Source organism: Lentiprolixibacter sp. (assembly GCF_982873095.1).
The window spans coordinates 1-20,014 of the sequence record NZ_CEYNTP010000005.1 but is presented as its reverse complement, the minus strand read 5'-3'; the positions used below and the strand labels follow the sequence as shown (position 1 = coordinate 20,014).

Here is a 20,014-nt window from a genome sequence, read left to right as displayed (position 1 = left end):
TCCTTATGTATTGTAATCCTTACAATATCAACATCGCATCCCCGTAGGAATAGAACCGATATTGTTCCAGGATGGCTTCCTTATACGCCCTTTTCATCAGATCGTGCCCAACAAATGCAGAAACCATCATCAAAAGGGTTGATTTAGGCAGGTGAAAATTCGTGATCATCGCATTGGCAATGCTGAATTCGTAAGGCGGGAAAATAAATTTGTTCGTCCACCCCTCAAAGGTGTTGAGGGTACGCTCAGAAGATACTGCACTCTCAAGCCCCCGCATTACCGTGGTCCCAACTGCACAAACCTTTCTCTTGTTTTTCTTTGCATCATTGACAATTTCTGTCGCACGTTCATCGATGACGAGTTCTTCACTATCCATTTTATGCTTGGAGAGGTCTTCCACTTCTACCGGGTTAAAAGTACCCAGTCCCACATGAAGGGTTAATTCCGCAAAGTGGATGCCTTTGATTTCCAATCGTTTGAGCAGGTGCTTAGAAAAGTGCAGGCCAGCTGTTGGTGCAGCTACAGCGCCTTCATGCTTAGCATAAATGGTCTGGTATCTGTCTTCATCCTCGGGCTCTACATCCCGTTTGATATACTTGGGTAGCGGTGTCTGCCCCAATTCACGTAGTTTCCTCCTGAAATCGGTATAGGATCCGTCATAGAGAAATCGGAGGGTCCTACCCCTGGAAGTAGTATTGTCAATCACTTCAGCCACCAGGCTTTCGTCCTCACCAAAGTACAGCTTATTCCCAATCCTGATCTTCCTTGCGGGATCCACCAAGACATCCCAGAGCCGTTGCTCTTCATTTAGTTCCCTGAGCAGGAAAACCTCGATCCGGGCCCCTGTTTTTTCTTTGTTTCCATAAAGTCTCGCAGGGAATACCTTTGTGTTGTTAATGACCATCACATCGCCCTCATCGAAATAATCGATCAGGTCTTTGAACATCTTGTGTTCTATTTTACCAGTTTCCCGGTGGATGACCATAAGTTTGGATTCATCCCTGTTTTCTGCAGGGTATTCAGCAAGCAAATCTTTGGGCAACTCAAAATTGAAGTGAGATAGTTTCATAGGGTAGTTTTAGTTCAATTTTTTGAAGGTGCAAATATACGATCCGGTGAGGGGGGTTGTCAAGTAAATACAGCAGAAATACTAATCTAGCTCTTGAATGTCAAAGGATAAGGTCTTCAGGTCTGACCAGAAATCCGGGTAGGACTTGGTAACCACCCCGGCATCTTTGATTATGAGCGAGGTGCACATCGCCAGCGGGGCGAAGGCCATAGCCATGCGGTGATCGTGATAAGTGTCTATCGATACCCCTGAGTGCAGCTGTGTTCTTACCTGCAGGGAAAGGGAATCCACAGTTACCGCTATATCAGCCCCTAATTTCCCCAGTTCTTCCTTCAAGGCTTCCAGGCGGTCTGTTTCCTTGATCTTCAAGGTATGCAGCCCGGTTAGCGTACAGGAAATTCCCAACCCAAAGCAACTCACGGCAAGGGTCTGGGCCAGGTCCGGGGCCTCGGTCAGGTCCTGCTCAAAATGGGTTATTACAGGTTCCCCGGTTTTTCTCAGGGTCATTTTGTGCTTATCAAAAGAAGTGGTGACGCCAAAAGGTGCATATAACTCCTGCAAAACACTATCGCCCTGAAGGCTTTTCTGCCGGTAAGCCGTAAGTGAGATCTCGGAACCAACCGGACTAAGGGCAATTATACTGTAATAATAGGAAGCCGAACTCCAATCCGACTCTACTACGATTTTCGCAGCTTCCAATGCTCTGGCCGGATACACTTTGATGGTCTGGCCCGAAAAATTAGTGCGCACCCCTACCTCCTGCAGCAGGCTCAAAGTCATCTTGATGTAGGGAAGGGAAGTGATCTTGCCCTTCAATTCCACCTCCAGTCCCTCTTCCAGAGAAGGTGCAATAAGGAGAAGGGCGGAGATGTACTGACTGCTTATGTCTGCTGGCAACTGCACCTTGTTACTTGGGAAAGACCTACCGCGTATCTCCAATGGCGGGTAACCTTCGTTTTCAAGGTAATGAATGTCAGCACCCAGGGATCTCAGTGCATCTACAAGTATACCGATGGGGCGTTCCTTCATGCGATGGGAACCGGTAAGCTTTACTTCTGCGCCTTCCCTGCTGGCGAAATAGGCGGTAAGGAAGCGCATGGCTGTACCGGCATGGTGGATATCTACTTCCCCCTTTTGCTTTTCCAGGCCCTTCTGCATGACCACCACATCATCAGCATTGGATAGATTACTTATGGAAATTTGTGGATAGAGGGCTTGCAGGAGCAACAGACGGTTGGATTCGCTTTTGCTTCCGGTGATCTGAACATGGCCAGTTATCGGCTGATTGGGTGGTGCTGAAAGTGATAGCCTCAAATGTTGTGACTTTTTGTTAAGGTTGAAGACTGGTGTACTACCCGTTCAACGAATTTACAATTATTTGAGTTTGGTGTTGCGCTGGTGCCTATCGTGATCTCGTTGGGCTTTTAGCTTAAGTTTGTGGTCAAAGGCTTCCTGAAGATTGATCCCGGTTTGATTGGCCAGGCATAATACTACAAAAAGTACATCGGCCAGCTCTTCACCTAGATCCTTGGCCTTATCTGATTCCTTTTCACTTTGCTCCCCATACCGCCTTGCGATTATACGGGCCACTTCACCTACTTCCTCCGTGAGCTGCGCCATGTTGGTGAGCTCGTTAAAGTAACGAACGCCATGGCTCTTGATCCACTCATCTACCGCGAGCTGCGCATTTTGAATGTTCATATTTCCTTGTTTTTTGTATCTATAAAAATCGTTACCGGTCCGTCATTGAGCAATTCAACCTTCATATCGGCTCCAAATATCCCCGAACTTACAGGTTTCCCAAGATCAGCAGCCAACTGCTCCTTAAAGGTCTCGTACATAGGGATGGCTACTTCGGGTTTGGAAGCCCGGATGTAAGATGGCCGGTTGCCCTTTTTAGTATTGGCATGCAATGTAAACTGACTTACCACCAAAGCTTCGCCTGCTACTTCCAGCAAGGACCGGTTCATCACCCCTTGTTCGTCATTAAAAATCCTCAGGTTGACAATCTTTCGTGAGAGCCAGACAATGTCTTCCCGGGTATCTGCATCTTCTATCCCAAGCAAAACGAGCAAGCCAGTACCGATAGCACCCGCTATTTTTCCTTCAACCGTTACACTTGCCCTGGTCACCCTTTGTAATACAACCCTCATTCGCCTTCGTAATTATCCATTCGGTAGGTGTCTTCTTCCCCGGTGACCATTTGAACATAACTGCGGTACCTGCTCCAGGAGATCTCATCCCTTTCCAGGGCTGCCTTTACCGCACATTTGGGTTCGTCCAAATGCAGGCAATTATTAAACTTGCAATCTGCTTTTAAGGCCAGTAATTCCGGAAAATAGTCCCCTATTTCATCTTTGTCCATATCCACCATACCAAATCCTCGTATACCGGGGGTATCAATGATCCTACCGCCTATCTCAAGATCGTACATCTGGGCAAAGGTAGTGGTGTGCTGTCCCTGCATATGCTGTTCGGAAATCTCGGAAGTCCTCAGGTTGAGTTCAGGGGCCACATAATTGATCAGGGTAGACTTGCCCACCCCGGAGTAGCCGGCAAAAACGCTGGTCTTTCCTGTCATCAGGTCCGCAACGCGATCCAGGTTTTTACCAGTTTTGGCGGAAATGTCCAGGCAGGTATACCCGATTTCGGAATAGATGGCCATCAGATAGCGCAGCTCACCCAGTTCCTCCGCATCGTACAGATCGATCTTATTGAACAATAATACGGCCGGGATATCATATGCTTCGGCCGTAGCCAGAAAGCGGTCGATAAAAATCGTATAGGTTTTGGGTTCCCTGATCGTAATCAGTAAAAAAACCTGATCAATATTGGCGGCGATTATGTGGATCTGCTTGGAGAGCTTTACGGATTTGCGGACGATATAATTCTTGCGGTCTTCGATCTCGGAAATGATCCCTACCGTCTCATCACCTATCTCCTCTACATGAAACTCCACCCGGTCACCTACAGCTACCGGATTGGTACTCTTAATCCCCCGGATACGGAATTTACCCTTGATCCGGCAATTGTATAACTCGCCTTCCTGGGTTTTAACCAGGTACCAGCTTCCTGTGGATTTATATACCGTACCGCGCATAGTTGTTAAAAACTCTTCTGCAAAGAAACAATAATACTTTACACATACAGTTAACTTTGATAGTAGAAATCAAATCAACAAAACAAAAATCATTATGAAGAAAATCCTGATCATCCTGTTTGTGTGTCTGGCAGCTTCCTTTGAAATGCAGGCACAACAGTACAAAGTAATTACCAGTGTGGAGTCTATTGTACCCAACGGTTTGGGCCGTTCGCGGATCGTAAACGCGAATGAGGACAAAGATTACAAGGAATACACCAGTGTACAAACCGAAGAAGACAATACCCGAAATAAATCCAAACGTGGTGATATCCGGGTAAAGAATTTTGAAGAAACCAAGCTTTTGAACTTCTTTAACCTGGGCGGGATCCGTTTCCAGAATATTGCCGCCAATGATGCTTTATTGTCTTCTATGATCAATGATATGGTTGCCAACGGATGGGAACTAGCCTTTGTGACCAGTGCTGTGGAAAGCGATGGGGGTAAGGGTGACGGACAAGGGATCTTTATTACCCGTTATATATTCAGGAAATAAGGGAATAACTACATATAAAAAAACCTGGCCAATGTGCCAGGTTTTTTTTCACTTCAACTTAAAATGCAGCTAATCCTGAATATAAATTCTTCCCCCTGCAAAGGTGTTTTTATTCACTTCTTTGGGACTTCCATACACATAGACATCCCCGCCGGCACGAACATTTATATCTACTTTTTCCGAGGCAAAAAGCTCTGCTTCACCTCCGGCAGAAACCTTTATACTTGCAGCTTCTGTCCTGAGTTCTTTGCCTTCAAAAATCCCCCCGGTATTTAGCACCACATACTGATTGGTAGCCCTGCCGGATGCCTCTATAATACCCCCGGTCACTGCGCGGATGTCAACATTTTCTACCTCCATCCCGATGCGTATCTGTGCCCCTTCCTGGGTGCGCAATTCAATGCGGTCCTGTTCCACGGTTTCGTTACAAACAATTTTGGCACCTTCGTTCCCATCGATCACGTCCAAACCGGTATAATAGACTTCAATAAACGTATCCTCTCCCTGGAATTTTTTCTCAAACTGCATTCTTAGTTTCAGTACACCATCTTTGTTTGCGAACTTGATGTCGTCAACATTATCGCCTTTGATCAGGATGCGGTTCTCGTCAGACTTTATGAGGTTCACCTCAATCAGGTCGAACACCTTGATCGTATGGAATTCCCCTACTTCTTTGTCTACAATTCGCTGTGCGAAGCCGCCTGAAGCAATCATCAGCAGGCAGAGCGTGAGTATTTTTTTCATTTGTCTTGTTTATCAGGTTACCCTCTAAAGACCTTTTCGATTATAATTTGTTACAGTTTTGACAAAAAAATCCCCCTTTTTTAAGGGGGATAAATTTATAAACGGCCAAACGGCCTCAGGAATTGATAATCTTTTCCTGGTGATTGATGGATTCCTGGTGAATGGCTTTAAACATCCGGAGTACAAATTCTTCGCTTAACCCTTTGGTTTCGCCTTCCAGAATCATCTTGCCCAGGATGGCATTCCAACGATTGGTTTGTAATACAGCCACATTCCGTTTTTTCTTCAACTGACCAATTTCATCGGAAACCTCCATGCGTTTTCCGAGAATATCGATCAACTGGTTATCGATTACATCTATCTGGGCCCTTAAATTGCCTAGTTTGCTCCTGTATTCCGCTTCCTGATCGGTTACCTTTCTGATCCTGAGGTCTTTCATAATCTGAACGAGTGTTTTAGGAGTGACCTGCTGGGCAGCATCGCTCCAGGCATTATCGGGGTCGATATGGGTTTCTATCATCAGTCCGTCATAATTCAGGTCCAGTGCTGTTTGGGAAACATCAAAAATCAGGTCCCGTGTACCACAGATATGTGAAGGGTCATTAATTAGCGGCAAGTCCGGGAACTTAGTTTGCAGCTCAATCGCAAGCTGCCATTCCGGGATGTTCCGGTATTTTGTCTTACGGTAGGAAGAAAACCCCCTGTGGATAACCCCGAGCTTTTTAATATCCGCCTTCTGCAGGCGTTCCACTGCCCCCAGCCAGAGGGAGAGGTCCGGATTTACCGGGTTTTTAACCAGCACAATCTTGTCCGTACCCTTTAGGGCATCGGCAATTTCCTGTACTATAAATGGGCTAACCGTAGAGCGCGCTCCAATCCAAAGCAAGTCCACATCGTGCTCAAGGGCCAGGTCAACATGTGTTTTATTTGCTACTTCGGTAGCGGTTTTAAGGCCTGTTTCCTTTTTGACCTTCTGCAGCCATTTAAGGCCAATGGCCCCCACCCCTTCAAAATTCCCGGGACGGGTACGGGGTTTCCAGATCCCTGCCCTGTAGTAATTCACATCCGTATCCTTCAGCTCATGTGCAATATTCAACACCTGCTCTTCGGTTTCTGCACTGCAAGGTCCGGCTATCACAAGGGGGTGCGGCAATTGCATATCATCCAGCCAGGTTCTCAGTTCTTTGGTATTCTCCATTGTTCTCTTATTACGATTTATTTAGGGGTATCCCTTTTAAAATTGATTTTATCCTGTTGGTATTATCCATTTCGGAATAAATACCGTTGTAATCTTCTTTTTGAAGCTTGAGCTTAAACTGCTCGAGGTTCTGAATGTATTCTTCGAGTGTTTCTATCACATTATCGCGATTCTGTTGAAAAATCGGAGTCCACATGGCAGGGGAGCTTTTAGCGAGCCTTACTGTGCTTTCAAATCCACTCCCGGCCATATCGAATATGTCCCGCTCGTTCTTTTCCTTTTCGATGACGGTTTTACCGAGCATAAAGGAACTGATGTGGGAAAGATGACTCACATAGGCGATGTGCTTATCGTGGGCTTCCGGGTTCATATAGCGGATCCGCATACCCAGTTGCCGAAATAACTCCAGTCCCCGTTCCTGTAACTTAAAGGCGGTTTTCTCTACTTCACAGATGATATTCGTCTTCCCTTCGAACAGCCCTTTAAGAGCTGCTGAAGGACCAGAAAATTCAGTACCCGCTATCGGGTGGCAGGCCAGGAAATTCCTCCGGTTTACATGTCCCTCCACACATTGGCATATGGCCACTTTTGTAGATCCTGCATCCACAACCAGTGTTTGTTCCCCAACTTTGTCCAGGATTCCGGGCAGCTCCTCCAGGGTAGCATCAACCGGGATACTCAGGATAACCAAATCAGCATTCCCCAGATCAGCATCTTCCCCAACAGCATCTATCCAACCTAAATCCAGGGCTTCCCTGAGATGGGAGGGATTCGTATCCCTGCCCAGGATACGGGCTTCCGGAAACTTATCCCGGATATCCCTGGCGAGGGAGCCCCCAATTAACCCGATTCCAATAGCTACTACCTTCATAATATTAGATCATCCCAGTGGATTAAACCCTTCCAGTCGCTGGAGGGCTTCTTCAATTTTATCTTTTTTTACGCAAAGGGAGAGCCGAACATACCCTTCCCCATTACTGCCAAATACAGTGCCTGGCGCGATGAATATATCTTTTTCGTAGAGGATCCTGTCTATAAAATCCTCTGCTTTGGGAGCACCTGACGGGAGTTTGCACCATACAAACATGCCCACTGAATTCCTATCATAGGTACAGCCTAATTTATCAGCAACCTCAAACATAAGGTTCCTTCTGCATTGGTAGATCCTATCCAGGTGGTCGAACCATTCCTCACCACTGTTCAGCGCCGCGATGGCCCCTTTTTGTATCCCGTAGAACATACCGGAGTCCATGTTGCTCTTCACCTTAAGGACCGCCTTAATTAGCTCCCCGTTGCCGAGGACCATACCCACGCGCCAGCCGGCCATATTAAAGGTCTTGCTAAGGGAATTGAGTTCCAGGGTGTTCTCTCCTGCCCCTGAGATACTGAGGATACTAACAGGATTTTTACTTAGTACAAAGCTGTAGGGATTGTCATTTACCAACAAAATGTTGTGGCGTGCTGCAAAGCGGACCAGCTGTTCCAATTGGGCCTTTGAGGCTGTTGCCCCTGTTGGCATGTGGGGATAGCTTACCCACATCAATTTTGCTTTTGTGAGGTCTTCATTCTCCAATGCATCAAGATCAGGGAACCATCCCTGGTTTCCTGAAAGGTGGTAATACCTTGGGTTGCCCCCAACAAGCTTGGTTACTGCCCCATAGGTAGGATAACCCGGATTGGGGATAAGGACCTCATCCCCCTTGTTAAGAAAGGCCATGCTAATATGCATAATCCCTTCCTTGGATCCCATCAGGGGTAGGATTTCTTCACTTGGATCAACGGTGACCCCAAATTTGTTTAGGTAAAATTGCCCAATGGTTTTGCGAAGTTCCGGAAGCCCCTGGTAACTCTGATACTGATGGGCCCCGGCTTCAACAACCGAATCCTTCAGGGAGGCAATAACCGCATCTGAAGGCGCCAGGTCCGGACTCCCAATACCCATATTGATAACCGGGCGCCCCTGGGCCAATAGCTCCCTCACTTCCCTTAGCTTTCGGGAGAAGTAATATTCCTCAACGGTATGTAAACGGTCTGCGGTTCGTATCACAACATGGCGTTTTTATATTCCCCCAATACCTTGAAATCCTCTGACATAATATTGAGCAGGGATTTGGCCTTGGCGAAATGCTCGAATTTTTCAAAGGTTACATCCACAAAAAATGCATACTTCCAGGGGGTTTCAATGATCGGAAGGGATTGAATCTTGGTAAGATTGAGATTACAATCGCTCATCACGTTCAGCACGGTTGCCAGGCTCCCACGCTTATGGTCTGTTATAAAGCGCATAGAGGCCTTGTTGATTTCCTCCTCAGGAAGCGCCTTATTTTTAGTCTTGATCACGATAAAGCGCGTGGCATTGTTCTTAATGGTCTGAATATCCGATGCCAAGATCTCAAGACCGTATAAGTCGGCTGCGACTTTCGGTGCGATGGCAGCTATTCCTTTTAATTTCTTTTCCTGGATCTGACGCGCTGTTTCTGCGGTGTCAAAATCCTCTACCATTTTGATATGGGGCTTGGTTTTCAGGTACTCCCGGCATTGCAACAACGCCATGGGGTGGGAGCGCACTTCCCTGATCTCCTCAAGGGATTGACCATCAAGGCACATCAGGTGGTGGTGGATATTGAGGTAATGTTCCCCAATAATGTGCAGGTTGTTCTGATATACCAGAGCGTAATTCGGGATGATAGACCCTGCTATGGAATTTTCTATTGCCATGACCCCCTTATCGGCCTTTTTTTGTAGTAATTGGTCTACTAAGCCGTGGAAGGTAAGGCATTCCACCAGTGAAATATCCTCCCCAAAATATTCGCGGGCCACCTGGTGGTGGTTGGAACCCCGTATTCCCTGTATGGCTATTTTTAGTGGCAAATCAATTAAAATTTTGCTCAAAAAAAAGTCCCGTCGTAGCAACGGGACCTCAATTTTTTATATCAATTACAATTACCTAAAACTGTCCCGTACCTCTCTGTGCGAAGAAGTAAAAATAAAACCCGTTCCAGAAATAATTGCGTGTCATATACTGCATTTACCCGGCTAAGGTAATTATTATCTGTAAATATCAAAGGCTCGGCACTGCTTTTTGAAAAAAAAAGCGATTTGAGCAAATTCTTTGCGGAAACTGAATTGATATTCTTCACCTGTTAGGAATTTTGCATTCCACCAGCAGCAAATCACTATGTAAGGCGGAGAGAAACACCGAATATTTTCCAGCCCGGAGAATATCCTTTTGTGTATTTTTACCCTAAAATTGAGCCGATGTCCATACAGGTAACAGGAATTTCCAAGTATTACGGGGAGCAACTGGCCCTGGACGATATCACCTTTAAGGTTAAAAAAGGTGAAATTGCAGGCTTTCTTGGCCCTAACGGAGCAGGGAAATCCACCTTGATGAAAATCCTCACTACCTATAGTAAGGCCCATGCAGGGGAGGCACAGGTCAATGGTTATGACGTACGATCGGAAGAACGTAAAGTACAGCAAAGTATTGGCTATCTCCCGGAACACAATCCGCTATATCTGGACCTCTATGTGAAAGAGTACCTTGCCTTTAACGCCGAAGTTTATGGCGTGGATAAAGCACGCATAGACACTGTTGTTGAAGAAACCGGCCTGGGCCCTGAGGCGCATAAGAAAATCGGGCAGCTTTCCAAAGGGTACAGGCAACGGGTTGGCCTTGCCGCTGCCATTTTGCATGATCCTGAGGTCTTAATCCTGGATGAACCTACCACCGGACTGGACCCCAACCAGCTGCAGGAAATCAGGAGACTGATACGAAAACTGGCCCGTACCAAAACCATCCTGCTTTCTTCCCATATCATGAAAGAGGTCGAGGCTTTGTGTGACCGCGTCCTGATCATCAATAAAGGCAAACTTGTAGCCGATGCCGCCCTTGCAGAACTCAGGGAAAAAGGGGAACAGATCATAGAAGTGGAGTTTGATTACCGCGTGGAAGAAGCCTTTCTGCAAAAACTTCCACATGTAAGCAGCGTAAAAAATACGGGGGGATTTGTCTATGAAATCACCTTCAGCACCCCTAAAGATATGCGGCCGGCGGTCTTTGATTTTGCACATGACCACCAATTGAAAACACTACAACTCAGCCGGAAAAACAAGAACCTGGAGACGCTGTTTACCGACCTGACAGGGGACTAAAGCAATTACAATTTTTCTGAAAGGATGGACATCATGGTCTTGATGCCTTCCCGGTAATTTCCAATCCTCAGGTTTTCATTAGGACTGTGCTGGTTGTTATCCCGGTTTACAGTAGGTACGGTTACCGCCGGAATCCCGAGGGTATTGACAAAAGGAGAAATGGGGATTGAACCTCCGCTCATTCGGATCCTTATGGGATCTTCCCCGAATGCACGTTTCATGGCTTTGGTCAGCCACAGGCCCACTTCAGAATCAAATGGTGTGCGGAACGACTGATAGGAGATCTCTGAGGTAAAGGTGGCGATCCTGGGATAGGAAAGGCGTTCCTGTTCGGTAGGTTCCCGGTCAATGACGTAATATCCTTGCTTCCCGATATGGGATTTAATAAGGTCCAACAACCTTTGGGGATCGCTTTCGAGGACAAGCCTAACATCAATTTCTGCCCGGGCCCATCCGGGGATGATGGTCCGTACCTTTTCATCAATCCAACCGGACTGCATCCCTCGGATATTCAGGGAGGGATACTGTATAGCTTCCTGGTAATACTTACCTACCTTGTCGGTTTCGGCGATCTGCAGTCGTTTTTTGATCTGTCCCTCATTATCTGGTACCGCCTTAAGGATAGCCTCGGTTTCAGTGTCGATTGAGATCCCATCGTAAAAACCGGGGATGAGGACCCTTCCTTCCTCATCCTTCATGCTGGCGAGAAGTCTGGACAACCGCAATGCCGGATTCGGGGCATAATTCCCGAAATGGCCACTGTGCTGGGGTACAACAGGTCCATAAGTGGTCAGCGTGATGGTAGCTATTCCACGAGCCCCAAAAGTAAGGGTAGGTTTGTTAGTGATATGCCTTGGCCCATCAAAGATGAGAAGCATATCCGCTTTCAGGAGCGCTGCATTTTCTGTAACTGCTTGCGGGAGATGGGGAGAACCCAATTCTTCCTCGAAATCCATGATCACTTTAAGGTTGTAATTAGGAACAATACCATGCGTCTTAGCCCCGTCTAATGCAGCCAGGAACATAGCTACGGGGCCTTTGGCATCGCTGGCAGATCGGGCGAATATCCGCCAGTCATCCTTGTAGTTGACTACACGGTCCCAGGGGATTTCATACCATTCCCGCTCCTGGTTCCGCAGTTTCAGTGCAGGGAGATAAGGACTCTCCTGGAACCAGCGGGTGCTGTCTACCGGCTGCCCGTCCAGTTGCAGGTAAATCAATACGGTCTTTTCGGCCCCGGTATGGTTACGTGTTGCCAGGAGAAGCGGCGCCCCTTGCGTTTCGATACGTTGGGTGGAAAAATTTCGTTCTGTGAACGCCTTTTCACACCACTGTACATTTTTTTCGATGTCTTCAGGATAGAAGGCGTCGTTCGGGATACTGAGCAATTCTTTTAGCATAGGGAAGGATTCCCGTGCAGCCTTATCTGCCCAATCCTGCAGTTCTGCGGCCGTTTGTGCCTGATTGGTAAATGCAACTAAGAAAAGGCAAATTAAGAGATAAGGGTGCAGTCTACTCATGGTTAATGGATTTCCTATAAAGATAGGAAAGCCTGTCTAATCATGATTTAGCCAAATTAAATGGTGCAGCTGCTTATTTTACTCCACTTCCCTGTATAAAACCGTTCCTTCTTTCAAAAAATCCTCCCGTTCGATATTGGCCTTAAAAAAGCTGTGCAGGGCTTTGGCCGATTCAAAATCCTCCTGGTTTAACTTGTCGTTTACCTCCCAGAATTTCAAGGAATCCCCATACATTTCGAGCCCGTAAAACATATGCATCTCTTCTTCATTTTCCCGTACAAAGATGTCCAGGATATGACGGTTCTTAATTGTTTTGATATAGGCATTAAGTATTATGGTATCCTGAAGAATCAATCGATATTGTTTTTCGCTTAAGGTTTCGATCCTAACCTTGTCATCATCATCGGCACCCTTCCAGGTCCCAAGGATTTCTACAGCAACCAGTTCATCGTTGGGCAAACCATAACGGGATTCAAGGGTACAGCCTAACATCCAAACAAATAGAGCAATGAAAACAGCCAGGTATCTTTTCATGGGGATGGGCGTATTGGAATACTTAAAAATACAAAAGCTTCGGAAATTTCCAGACTTCGCTAGTCGGCTTGAAATTCCTCTACAATCCCATCCAAAAGTTCCTGAATTTTGGGTGCGGTACAATTAACCAGGGCAGCGACAATTAAACCACTGTCCGGAAAGATCCTGAAATAACTATAGCCCCCTACCTGATTTCCGATATGGCCAAAATACGGTCTTCCTTTAGCGTCCTCACTCACCTCCCAGCCCAGACCGTAGTAGGTACTTTTGCCATTTATCTCCTGTGCCTCGAGTATTGCGGACATTTCTCTGGGATAAAAGCGTTTTTCAAGGATGGCTTGTCCCAGTCTTATCATGTCCGTTGTAGTAGTCAGGTAACCGCCTCCTGCAAGTTTATAGCGATTATCCACCGGGGTCGCTCTTCGGAAGCCGTTAGACCGTTTGGTGTAAAAGGAGGCTCTTTGTTGATTGATGGTGTTTGGGTTATCTGGGCGTGTATTGGTCATTTCCAGGGGTATCAGCACCTTTTCACGTACATAGTCAGCGAAGGGCATCGCGGCAGCTTCCTGCATGGCCAGTGATAAGAGTACATAGCCATAGCTATTATAGTGAAACTCGGTGCCTGGTTTAAACAACAGGGGATCCTCCTGGAAAACCTGCAAACTGTCCCGTATCGTATAAGGTTCGTTAAATGCGTACTCCTTGCCCCTATATCCCCGGATACCCGCCGTATGTGCCGCTAGTTGTTTGACGGTAAAGTCATACTTTTTCTTTGGAAAGTAAGGGACATATTCATAAATAGAGGCCTCGAGTTTTATATGTCCTGCTGCCACCAGGCTGGCCAGGGCACATGCAGTAATGGGCTTGGATACGCTGGCTGCCCGGAACAGTGTTCTTTCTGGCGTTACCGGGACCCTTTTCTCAAGGTCCGCATAGCCAAAACCCCGGTGAACCAGGGGCTGTTCTCCGCGATAAATAGAGATAGCTATCCCCGGGATGAGCTTTTGATCGACCAGTTCGGAGAGATGATCAATGGTTGCTTGTAGTTGGTTGTTGGTTGATTGTTGTTTGTTGGGCGTCTTATTCCACGTAATTTTACGTTTCGTAAGCCATTTTATTACTCGATCCAACCCTGACAACCTCATATTCCGGATATTAGTCTTTAAAGATCAGGCGTCCCCTGTAAAGCTCCTCAACATCCACCAGGGTTGGTCGGTTAAAACTTACCACGTCCCCGGTTCCGCGGATCACACCAGTAAGCGACTCCTGGGGGTTAACGCGAATATTGTTCGTTCCCCTGTGATTCAGGCTTACATTCTCTGCCACGAGGTTCTCAGCCTCCACCCTGCTGTCCCCGGCAGCAATGGTTATATTCAGATTTTCCGTTGTTCCCCTTAGCTGGAAATAAGCAATTCCGTTAGCCAGAACACTCAGGTTTTCAGTGGCTACCTCCAGGTCAAACGACCCGTCTGTGGTCTCCGCCTCCGGATCATTAAAACTTTCTGAGATCAGTGAAAGGGAATCGTAAGCCAGCACGCCTTCACTACGAATCGGAAAGCCGGTGCTGCTTCGTAACACCTGAATATCCGGAGCAGTGACATAAACTGTAGTTGTCCCGTAATCCCTGAAAAAATTGCAGTCGTTGGTGTCTTTGATCACAAGGGTTTCGCCTTCCACTTTCGCACTCACTTCTGGCCTTAAAAATTCCCCGGTCTCTATTTCTACCCTTTGCTCCGGTCCCTGTCTAAGCACGAGTGTGACGTTCTCAAAAACTGTAATCCTTGTAAAGCCCGGAACGGATACCTCATCCCGTACAAGATCACCACTGGCCTGGAAGCAGTCGATCACCTTTTCCCCCCGACATCCCAGCAAAAATGTGCCGAGGCCAAGTAGCAGAACAAGTGTAAAATTCTTGTTTATTCTCATAATCGTATTCCTACTCCAAATTCAATAGCTTCAGCCGCAGCCGCATGGGATTTCAGGGTAATGGCCCCGTACCACTTTGACCCGAAATACCTTTTTATGCCGATACGGTTATAGACCCGCCCTTCAAAATCAAAGGGGTAATACAGATAGTACCCCAATTGTGTGACCACACTCATTTTGTTCACAAAAAGTTCATGTCCAAAAAACAGCCCCACACGTTTGTAGTCATCATCTTCCTGCACATCCAGCTCGGGAAAGGAAATGGCCTGGAACCTGATAAGTTCTTTTAGGAAGTTGGAGAAAAAGACATCTACCCCAAGCTGCAGGGCGCTCTTTCTGTTAAATCGTTTGTCCACGTATGCAGAAAGGATATAGAAAGGAAACTGCCCGGAATTGATAACATCACTTTCATTGATCCCTGTGCGAAAGGCCAGGTTGTATCGCAATGGTTCGGCAAATGCTTCACCCTCTGCTTTTTCCCGGACCACAAAAGGGGTATTTTCACCTATCCGGTAGACAATTCCAGCATTAAAGGCGAAGGTGTTCGTTGAGGTGTTAGGGGCCCTGACATTGGCATTGGAATAATGCACCAGCGAAATCCCAGCCCTAACCCCCAGCTTCCTGAACAGATTTTCCCTGTAATAGTTCAGCATGAGGTAGGTAGAGCTCATCAGATGAGACCCATAGGCATTCCCTCTGAAATTGCGGTTCTTATCATACGGATTTGTATTGTAAGCAATCCCCTGTCCAATCCGAAACTGCAGGGCCCGTTTTAAAAAATAAAAGTTATAGTGCCCGTAAATCCCAAAATTTTCCCCCAGGGTAGAAGTTTTCATGTCCTGGTAGATAAAAGAAAAACCGGTATCCGGGTAGCTGAATTCCTGTTCCCATTCCTCGTGGCCAAAGGTCTTTTTGCTTAGCCCAAGGATCAGCCCGGTGGGATGCTGTTGGATAAGGTGGGAAATGTCTGTATTGTGCAGGAGGATGGAACCGTAGAACGGATTGGCGTCGAGGACGTACACCGGGGATGGCCCTTCATTTTGGGAGTAAACCAACAGGGAACACAGCAGGAACCCGAAACAAACTTTCCTGTTCATCTGGGGTAAAATTAGCAAAAAACAAAGGCTTGATTAAAAAACAGCTTCGGCAATGGCCTTGATATTTGAGGACTTTCCCATAGAATAATAGTGCAGTACGGGTACCCCGGCAGCCTTGAGTGCTTTGGATTGTTCAATGGCCCATTCTACTCCTACTTGTCGAACAGCTTTATTATCCTTGCAGGCCTCCACAGCGTCGATCAGGTCCTGGGGGAGGTCGATCCGGAAGACCTGTGGCAATAATTGCAGGTGTTTTTTAATGGCGATAGGCTTGATGCCCGGTATGATGGGAACGTCGATACCTATATCCCTGGCTGCCTTGACAAAATCAAAATATTTCTGATTGTCAAAAAACATTTGGGTAACCACGTAATGTGCCCCCAATTCGATCTTGTATTTCAGCCATTTCAGGTCGGTTTGCAGCGAAGGGGCCTCCATGTGCTTTTCCGGATACCCCGCGACACCTATACAAAAATCGGCACAGTCTTCAGTTTCGATCACTTCATGAAGGTACCTGCCATGATTGAGGTCGGCAATTTGCTTTACCAGATCCGAGGCGTATTCATGGCCCCCTTCGGAGGGTTCAAAATACTTTTCATCCTTCATGGCATCCCCTCTTAAAGCCATGATGTTGTCTATCCCCAGATAGTGGCAATCTACCAGGAGGTACTCGGTTTCTTCCTTGGTAAAACCGCCGCAGAGTACATGAGGTACGGTATCCACATCGTATTTATGCTTTATTGAGGCACATATCCCTACGGTTCCGGGCCGCATTCGGGTAAGCTTCTTATCCAGGAGACCGTTACGGTCGATATACACATATTCCTCCCGGGAGGTAGTCACATCAATAAAGGGAGGCTTGAACTCCATCAGGGGATCAATATTGTCATATAGCTCTTTGATATTATGCCCTTTTACCGGAGGGATAATCTCAAAGGAAAACAGGGTTTCCCCTTTTGCCGCCTTGATATGGTCTGTCACCTTCATATAAACAATGTACTATTTTTCATTAAGATTCAGATGCTGCAAGGTTAGGCGCAAGCCATTTACGCGCAGTTTCCAGGGGGATCCCTTTCCGTTCGGCATAATCTGCCAGTTGGTCTTCCTTAATTTTTCCCAGTCCAAAGTATTTGGCCTCCGGATGGGCGAAATAGTACCCACTTACACTGGCTGCCGGCCACATGGCAAGGTTCTCTGTAAGGCGTACCCCGATCTTTTCTTCCACTTGCAGTAGCTGCCAGATGGTCTTTTTCTCCAGGTGGTCCGGACAGGCCGGATACCCTGGTGCCGGGCGAATACCGATATACTGTTCGTCTATACGTTGTTGATTGTCCAGCTGTTCGTTTTTGGCATATCCCCAATACTCCCGACGAACTTTTTCATGCAGGTATTCTGCCAGTGCCTCGGCCAGGCGATCGGCGAGGGCTTTTAACATTATAGCATTGTAATCGTCGTGTTTTGCTTCAAATTCTCGAGCTTTTTCATCTGTTCCGAATCCGGTGGTAACACAGAAACAGCCGATATAATCCTGTAAACCGCTTTCCTTTGGAGCAACGAAATCGGCCAGAGCCAGGTTGGGTACCCCCGCTTTCTTGGCGGTTTGTTGCCGTAAACTGTGAAAAACCACGGTTTGTTGGGGATTCGGCTTTCCGGATGCTTTTAATGGGGTCACCTCTATATCGTCTTCAGCAACGGTGTTGGCGGGGAACAAGCCAAAAATTGCTTTTCCCTTTAACCATTTTTTTCTAATTATCCGTTCTAACATTTCACGCGCATCGGTGTATAGCTCTGTTGCCTGCTCCCCGACTACGGGGTCTTTGAGGATGGCAGGAAACTTCCCATGCAGGTCCCAACTGCGGAAAAAGGGCGTCCAGTCGATATAGGGTTCCAGGAGACGCAGGTCAATCTCATCCCAAACCTGAATACCAAGTTTTACCGGTTTTCTGACGATATCAGGGGTCCATTCAAGCTGTAGTTTGTTGGCCCTGGCGGCTTCAAGGCTGAGATAGGTTTTCACCTTGCTGCGGTCCAGGAATTTCTTTCTGAAGGCATCGTACTCCCTTCTGATTTGCGCTTTATACCCCTCCGATGTTTCCTCCTGCAGCAGGTCCCCAACCACCGTAACGGCACGGGAGGCATCGTTCACATGCACTACGCTGCCCTGGTAATGCGGGGCAATCTTTACCGCTGTATGCGCCTTGCTGGTGGTTGCACCGCCAATGAGCAGTGGCACCGTAAATTGTTGTCGCTCCATCTCCCTGGCCATAAAAACCATTTCGTCCAGAGAGGGTGTGATCAATCCACTGAGACCAATCATATCCACCTGTTCCTGTTTTGCACTTTCCAAAATCTTCTCTGGAGGTACCATGACGCCAAGGTCTACGATTTCATAGTTATTACATGCCAGGACGACACTCACGATATTCTTACCGATATCGTGCACATCCCCTTTAACCGTAGCCAGGAGTATCTTGCCGGAAGACCTTGCCTGCTCGTCCTTATCTTCCTCAATGTAGGGTAATAAATAGGCTACCGCCTTTTTCATCACCCGGGCAGACTTTACCACCTGGGGCAAGAACATTTTACCGCTTCCAAAGAGGTCGCCCACTACGTTCATCCCCTGCATCAAATGCCCTTCGATGACCTGAATGGGTTTTTCTACACTTTGGCGGGCTTCTTCCACGTCTTCTTCGATGAACTGGTCGATCCCCTTTACCAATGCCCTGGTTATCCGGTCCTGAAGCGGGGCTTCACGCCAGCTCAGGTCAGCCTTTTTTTCTCTGGACTTCCCGGATACAGTTTCTGCAAAGGACAGCAGTCGTTCTGTCGCATCCGGCCTTCTGTTCAGGATGACATCCTCCACATGTTCCAGCAGGTCTTTGGGAATATCATCATACACTTCCAGCAAAGCCGGGTTTACAATCCCCATATTCATACCCGCTTTAATGGCATGATAAAGAAATACAGAATGCATGGCTTCTCTGACAACCGTATTCCCGCGAAAACTAAAGGAGACATTGCTCACCCCACCACTAACACTGCAGTGGGGCAGGTTTTGCTTAACCCAGGCCGTAGCTTCTATGAAGTCAAGGGCATTTCGTTTATGTTCTTCCATGCCCGTAGCCACAGGAAAGATGTTAAGATCAAAGATGATATCTTCCGGAGGGAATTTGACCTTATCAGTAAGCAGGTGATACGACCTTTCAGCGATTTCTACGCGCCTATCGTAATTGTCGGCCTGACCTTTCTCATCAAAGGCCATTACAATTACAGCAGCCCCGTATCTCAGAATACGTTTGGCCTGACGTATGAATTCTTCTTCCCCTTCTTTCAGGCTTATAGAATTCACCACACATTTTCCCTGAACTACCTGCAACCCGGCTTCTATGATCTCCCATTTGGAGCTGTCGATCATGATCGGTACCCGTGCAATATCCGGCTCGGCCATAAGGAGGTTGAGGAACCGGACCATGGCTTCCTTACCATCTATCAGCCCATCGTCCATATTTACATCGATGACCTGGGCACCCCCTTCTACCTGGTGACGGGCAATTTCCAGTGCCTCAGTATAATTGCCTTCCTTAATCAGGCGCAGGAATTTTCGTGAGCCCGATACGTTGGTGCGTTCCCCTACATTTATAAAATTACTTTCGGGAGTTACGACCAGGGGCTCCAGCCCGCTTAGTTTGAGGTGGCGAGGTGGGTTGTTGGTATTTGGTTCTTGGTTGTTAGCCATTAGTTGAGGTGAATGCCGGTTGTTGGCAGACAGTTGTTGGTTGTTGGTTGTCCTTAATTATTGATTTTTGAAGTAATTGATAAATCCGTTTAAAAGTTTCTTTGCCTTTTCAATTTCTACATGAATTGCATTATGTTTTTTTGAAAGGTATTGCAAATCTTCAGCCAAAATCAACTGCGTTTCCAATTCATAAAGGGAGCCTCTGGCCATATATAAAAAATGTATGGTCTCATTAGAACTCCTTCGTCCGCAGCCTTCCGCAATATTTGAGGAAACGGAAATAACGCACCTACGAATTTGTGAAGTAAGGGCAAACTGCTCGGACTTTGGAAAATTCCTGGTCATTAGATATATTTTTTTGACTAATTGCCTTGCCTGTATCCAAACCTCTAATTCCTTA

20 protein-coding genes are annotated in these 20,014 nt (G+C 47.0%); 2 read left to right on the top strand and 18 right to left on the bottom strand.

The features are described 5' to 3' along the window. Positions 1-19: 19 nt before the first annotated feature. From queA to rsgA, 5 genes are all read right to left on the bottom strand, one after another. The gene (gene queA, locus AC4E7D_RS00825) at positions 20-1,069 is read right to left on the bottom strand and encodes a tRNA preQ1(34) S-adenosylmethionine ribosyltransferase-isomerase QueA (RefSeq protein WP_490171901.1); all 1,050 of its coding nucleotides are present in this window, start codon (positions 1,067-1,069) and stop codon (positions 20-22) included. An 81-nt stretch (positions 1,070-1,150) separates the two neighbouring features. Next, positions 1,151-2,383: a 3-phosphoshikimate 1-carboxyvinyltransferase gene (locus AC4E7D_RS00820; protein ID WP_490171900.1), complete on the bottom strand. Its 1,233-nt coding sequence runs from the start codon at positions 2,381-2,383 to the stop codon at positions 1,151-1,153. A 60-nt stretch (positions 2,384-2,443) separates the two neighbouring features. Continuing rightward, positions 2,444-2,770 carry a nucleotide pyrophosphohydrolase gene (locus AC4E7D_RS00815; RefSeq protein WP_490171899.1) on the bottom strand — a complete coding sequence of 109 codons (327 nt, stop codon included), beginning with the start codon at positions 2,768-2,770 and terminating at the stop codon, positions 2,444-2,446. Next, a complete protein-coding gene (gene dtd, locus AC4E7D_RS00810) occupies positions 2,767-3,222 on the bottom strand; it encodes a D-aminoacyl-tRNA deacylase (protein WP_490171898.1) in 456 nt (151 codons plus the stop codon). Before dtd ends, AC4E7D_RS00815 begins: the two co-directional genes overlap by 4 nt. Continuing rightward, positions 3,219-4,169, bottom strand: coding sequence for a ribosome small subunit-dependent GTPase A (rsgA, locus tag AC4E7D_RS00805; RefSeq protein WP_490171897.1), 951 nt, complete (start codon positions 4,167-4,169; stop codon positions 3,219-3,221). The genes dtd and rsgA overlap by 4 nt, the downstream gene beginning before the upstream one ends. A 94-nt stretch (positions 4,170-4,263) precedes the next feature. Here rsgA and AC4E7D_RS00800 point away from each other — a divergent pair, with 94 nt between their 5' ends. Next, the gene (locus AC4E7D_RS00800) at positions 4,264-4,704 is read left to right on the top strand and encodes a hypothetical protein (RefSeq protein WP_490171896.1); all 441 of its coding nucleotides are present in this window, start codon (positions 4,264-4,266) and stop codon (positions 4,702-4,704) included. Between the two features lie 69 nt (positions 4,705-4,773). Here AC4E7D_RS00800 and AC4E7D_RS00795 read toward each other — a convergent pair whose 3' ends face one another. The 5 genes from AC4E7D_RS00795 to AC4E7D_RS00775 form a co-directional block, all read right to left on the bottom strand. Further along, a complete protein-coding gene (locus AC4E7D_RS00795; RefSeq protein ID WP_490171895.1) occupies positions 4,774-5,448 on the bottom strand; it encodes a head GIN domain-containing protein in 675 nt (224 codons plus the stop codon). 115 nt (positions 5,449-5,563) lie between these two features. After that, complete coding sequence (locus AC4E7D_RS00790) at positions 5,564-6,646, bottom strand: chorismate mutase (protein ID WP_490171894.1); 1,083 nt, start codon at positions 6,644-6,646, stop codon at positions 5,564-5,566. Between the two features lie 10 nt (positions 6,647-6,656). Then, positions 6,657-7,517 carry a prephenate dehydrogenase gene (locus AC4E7D_RS00785; protein ID WP_490171893.1) on the bottom strand — a complete coding sequence of 287 codons (861 nt, stop codon included), beginning with the start codon at positions 7,515-7,517 and terminating at the stop codon, positions 6,657-6,659. A gap of 9 nt (positions 7,518-7,526) precedes the next feature. Beyond that, the gene (locus AC4E7D_RS00780; protein ID WP_490171892.1) at positions 7,527-8,693 is read right to left on the bottom strand and encodes a pyridoxal phosphate-dependent aminotransferase; all 1,167 of its coding nucleotides are present in this window, start codon (positions 8,691-8,693) and stop codon (positions 7,527-7,529) included. Then, positions 8,690-9,517: a prephenate dehydratase gene (locus AC4E7D_RS00775; RefSeq protein WP_490171891.1), complete on the bottom strand. Its 828-nt coding sequence runs from the start codon at positions 9,515-9,517 to the stop codon at positions 8,690-8,692. Before AC4E7D_RS00775 ends, AC4E7D_RS00780 begins: the two co-directional genes overlap by 4 nt. A 387-nt stretch (positions 9,518-9,904) precedes the next feature. Between AC4E7D_RS00775 and gldA the strand changes: the two genes are divergently transcribed. After that, the gene (gene gldA / locus AC4E7D_RS00770) at positions 9,905-10,801 is read left to right on the top strand and encodes a gliding motility-associated ABC transporter ATP-binding subunit GldA (RefSeq protein WP_490171890.1); all 897 of its coding nucleotides are present in this window, start codon (positions 9,905-9,907) and stop codon (positions 10,799-10,801) included. A 5-nt stretch (positions 10,802-10,806) separates the two neighbouring features. Here the strand turns inward: gldA and AC4E7D_RS00765 are convergent, their stop codons facing one another. The 8 genes from AC4E7D_RS00765 to AC4E7D_RS00730 all read right to left on the bottom strand — a co-directional run. After that, positions 10,807-12,321 carry a M20/M25/M40 family metallo-hydrolase gene (locus AC4E7D_RS00765; protein ID WP_490171889.1) on the bottom strand — a complete coding sequence of 505 codons (1,515 nt, stop codon included), beginning with the start codon at positions 12,319-12,321 and terminating at the stop codon, positions 10,807-10,809. Between the two features lie 78 nt (positions 12,322-12,399). Next, positions 12,400-12,855: a hypothetical protein gene (locus AC4E7D_RS00760; protein WP_490171888.1), complete on the bottom strand. Its 456-nt coding sequence runs from the start codon at positions 12,853-12,855 to the stop codon at positions 12,400-12,402. A 59-nt stretch (positions 12,856-12,914) separates the two neighbouring features. Further along, entirely contained in the window at positions 12,915-13,985 is a 1,071-nt protein-coding gene (locus AC4E7D_RS00755; RefSeq protein ID WP_490171887.1) for a serine hydrolase domain-containing protein, read from the bottom strand. Between the two features lie 25 nt (positions 13,986-14,010). Continuing rightward, entirely contained in the window at positions 14,011-14,781 is a 771-nt protein-coding gene (locus tag AC4E7D_RS00750) for a head GIN domain-containing protein (RefSeq protein WP_490171886.1), read from the bottom strand. Next, complete coding sequence (locus AC4E7D_RS00745; protein ID WP_490171885.1) at positions 14,778-15,878, bottom strand: acyloxyacyl hydrolase; 1,101 nt, start codon at positions 15,876-15,878, stop codon at positions 14,778-14,780. Before AC4E7D_RS00745 ends, AC4E7D_RS00750 begins: the two co-directional genes overlap by 4 nt. A gap of 33 nt (positions 15,879-15,911) precedes the next feature. Then, the gene (gene metF, locus AC4E7D_RS00740) at positions 15,912-16,865 is read right to left on the bottom strand and encodes a methylenetetrahydrofolate reductase [NAD(P)H] (RefSeq protein WP_490171884.1); all 954 of its coding nucleotides are present in this window, start codon (positions 16,863-16,865) and stop codon (positions 15,912-15,914) included. 22 nt (positions 16,866-16,887) lie between these two features. After that, positions 16,888-19,614 carry a methionine synthase gene (gene metH, locus AC4E7D_RS00735; protein WP_490171883.1) on the bottom strand — a complete coding sequence of 909 codons (2,727 nt, stop codon included), beginning with the start codon at positions 19,612-19,614 and terminating at the stop codon, positions 16,888-16,890. A gap of 57 nt (positions 19,615-19,671) precedes the next feature. Next, the coding region (locus tag AC4E7D_RS00730) for a four helix bundle protein (RefSeq protein ID WP_490171882.1) at positions 19,672-20,014 on the bottom strand (343 nt) is incomplete at its 5' end.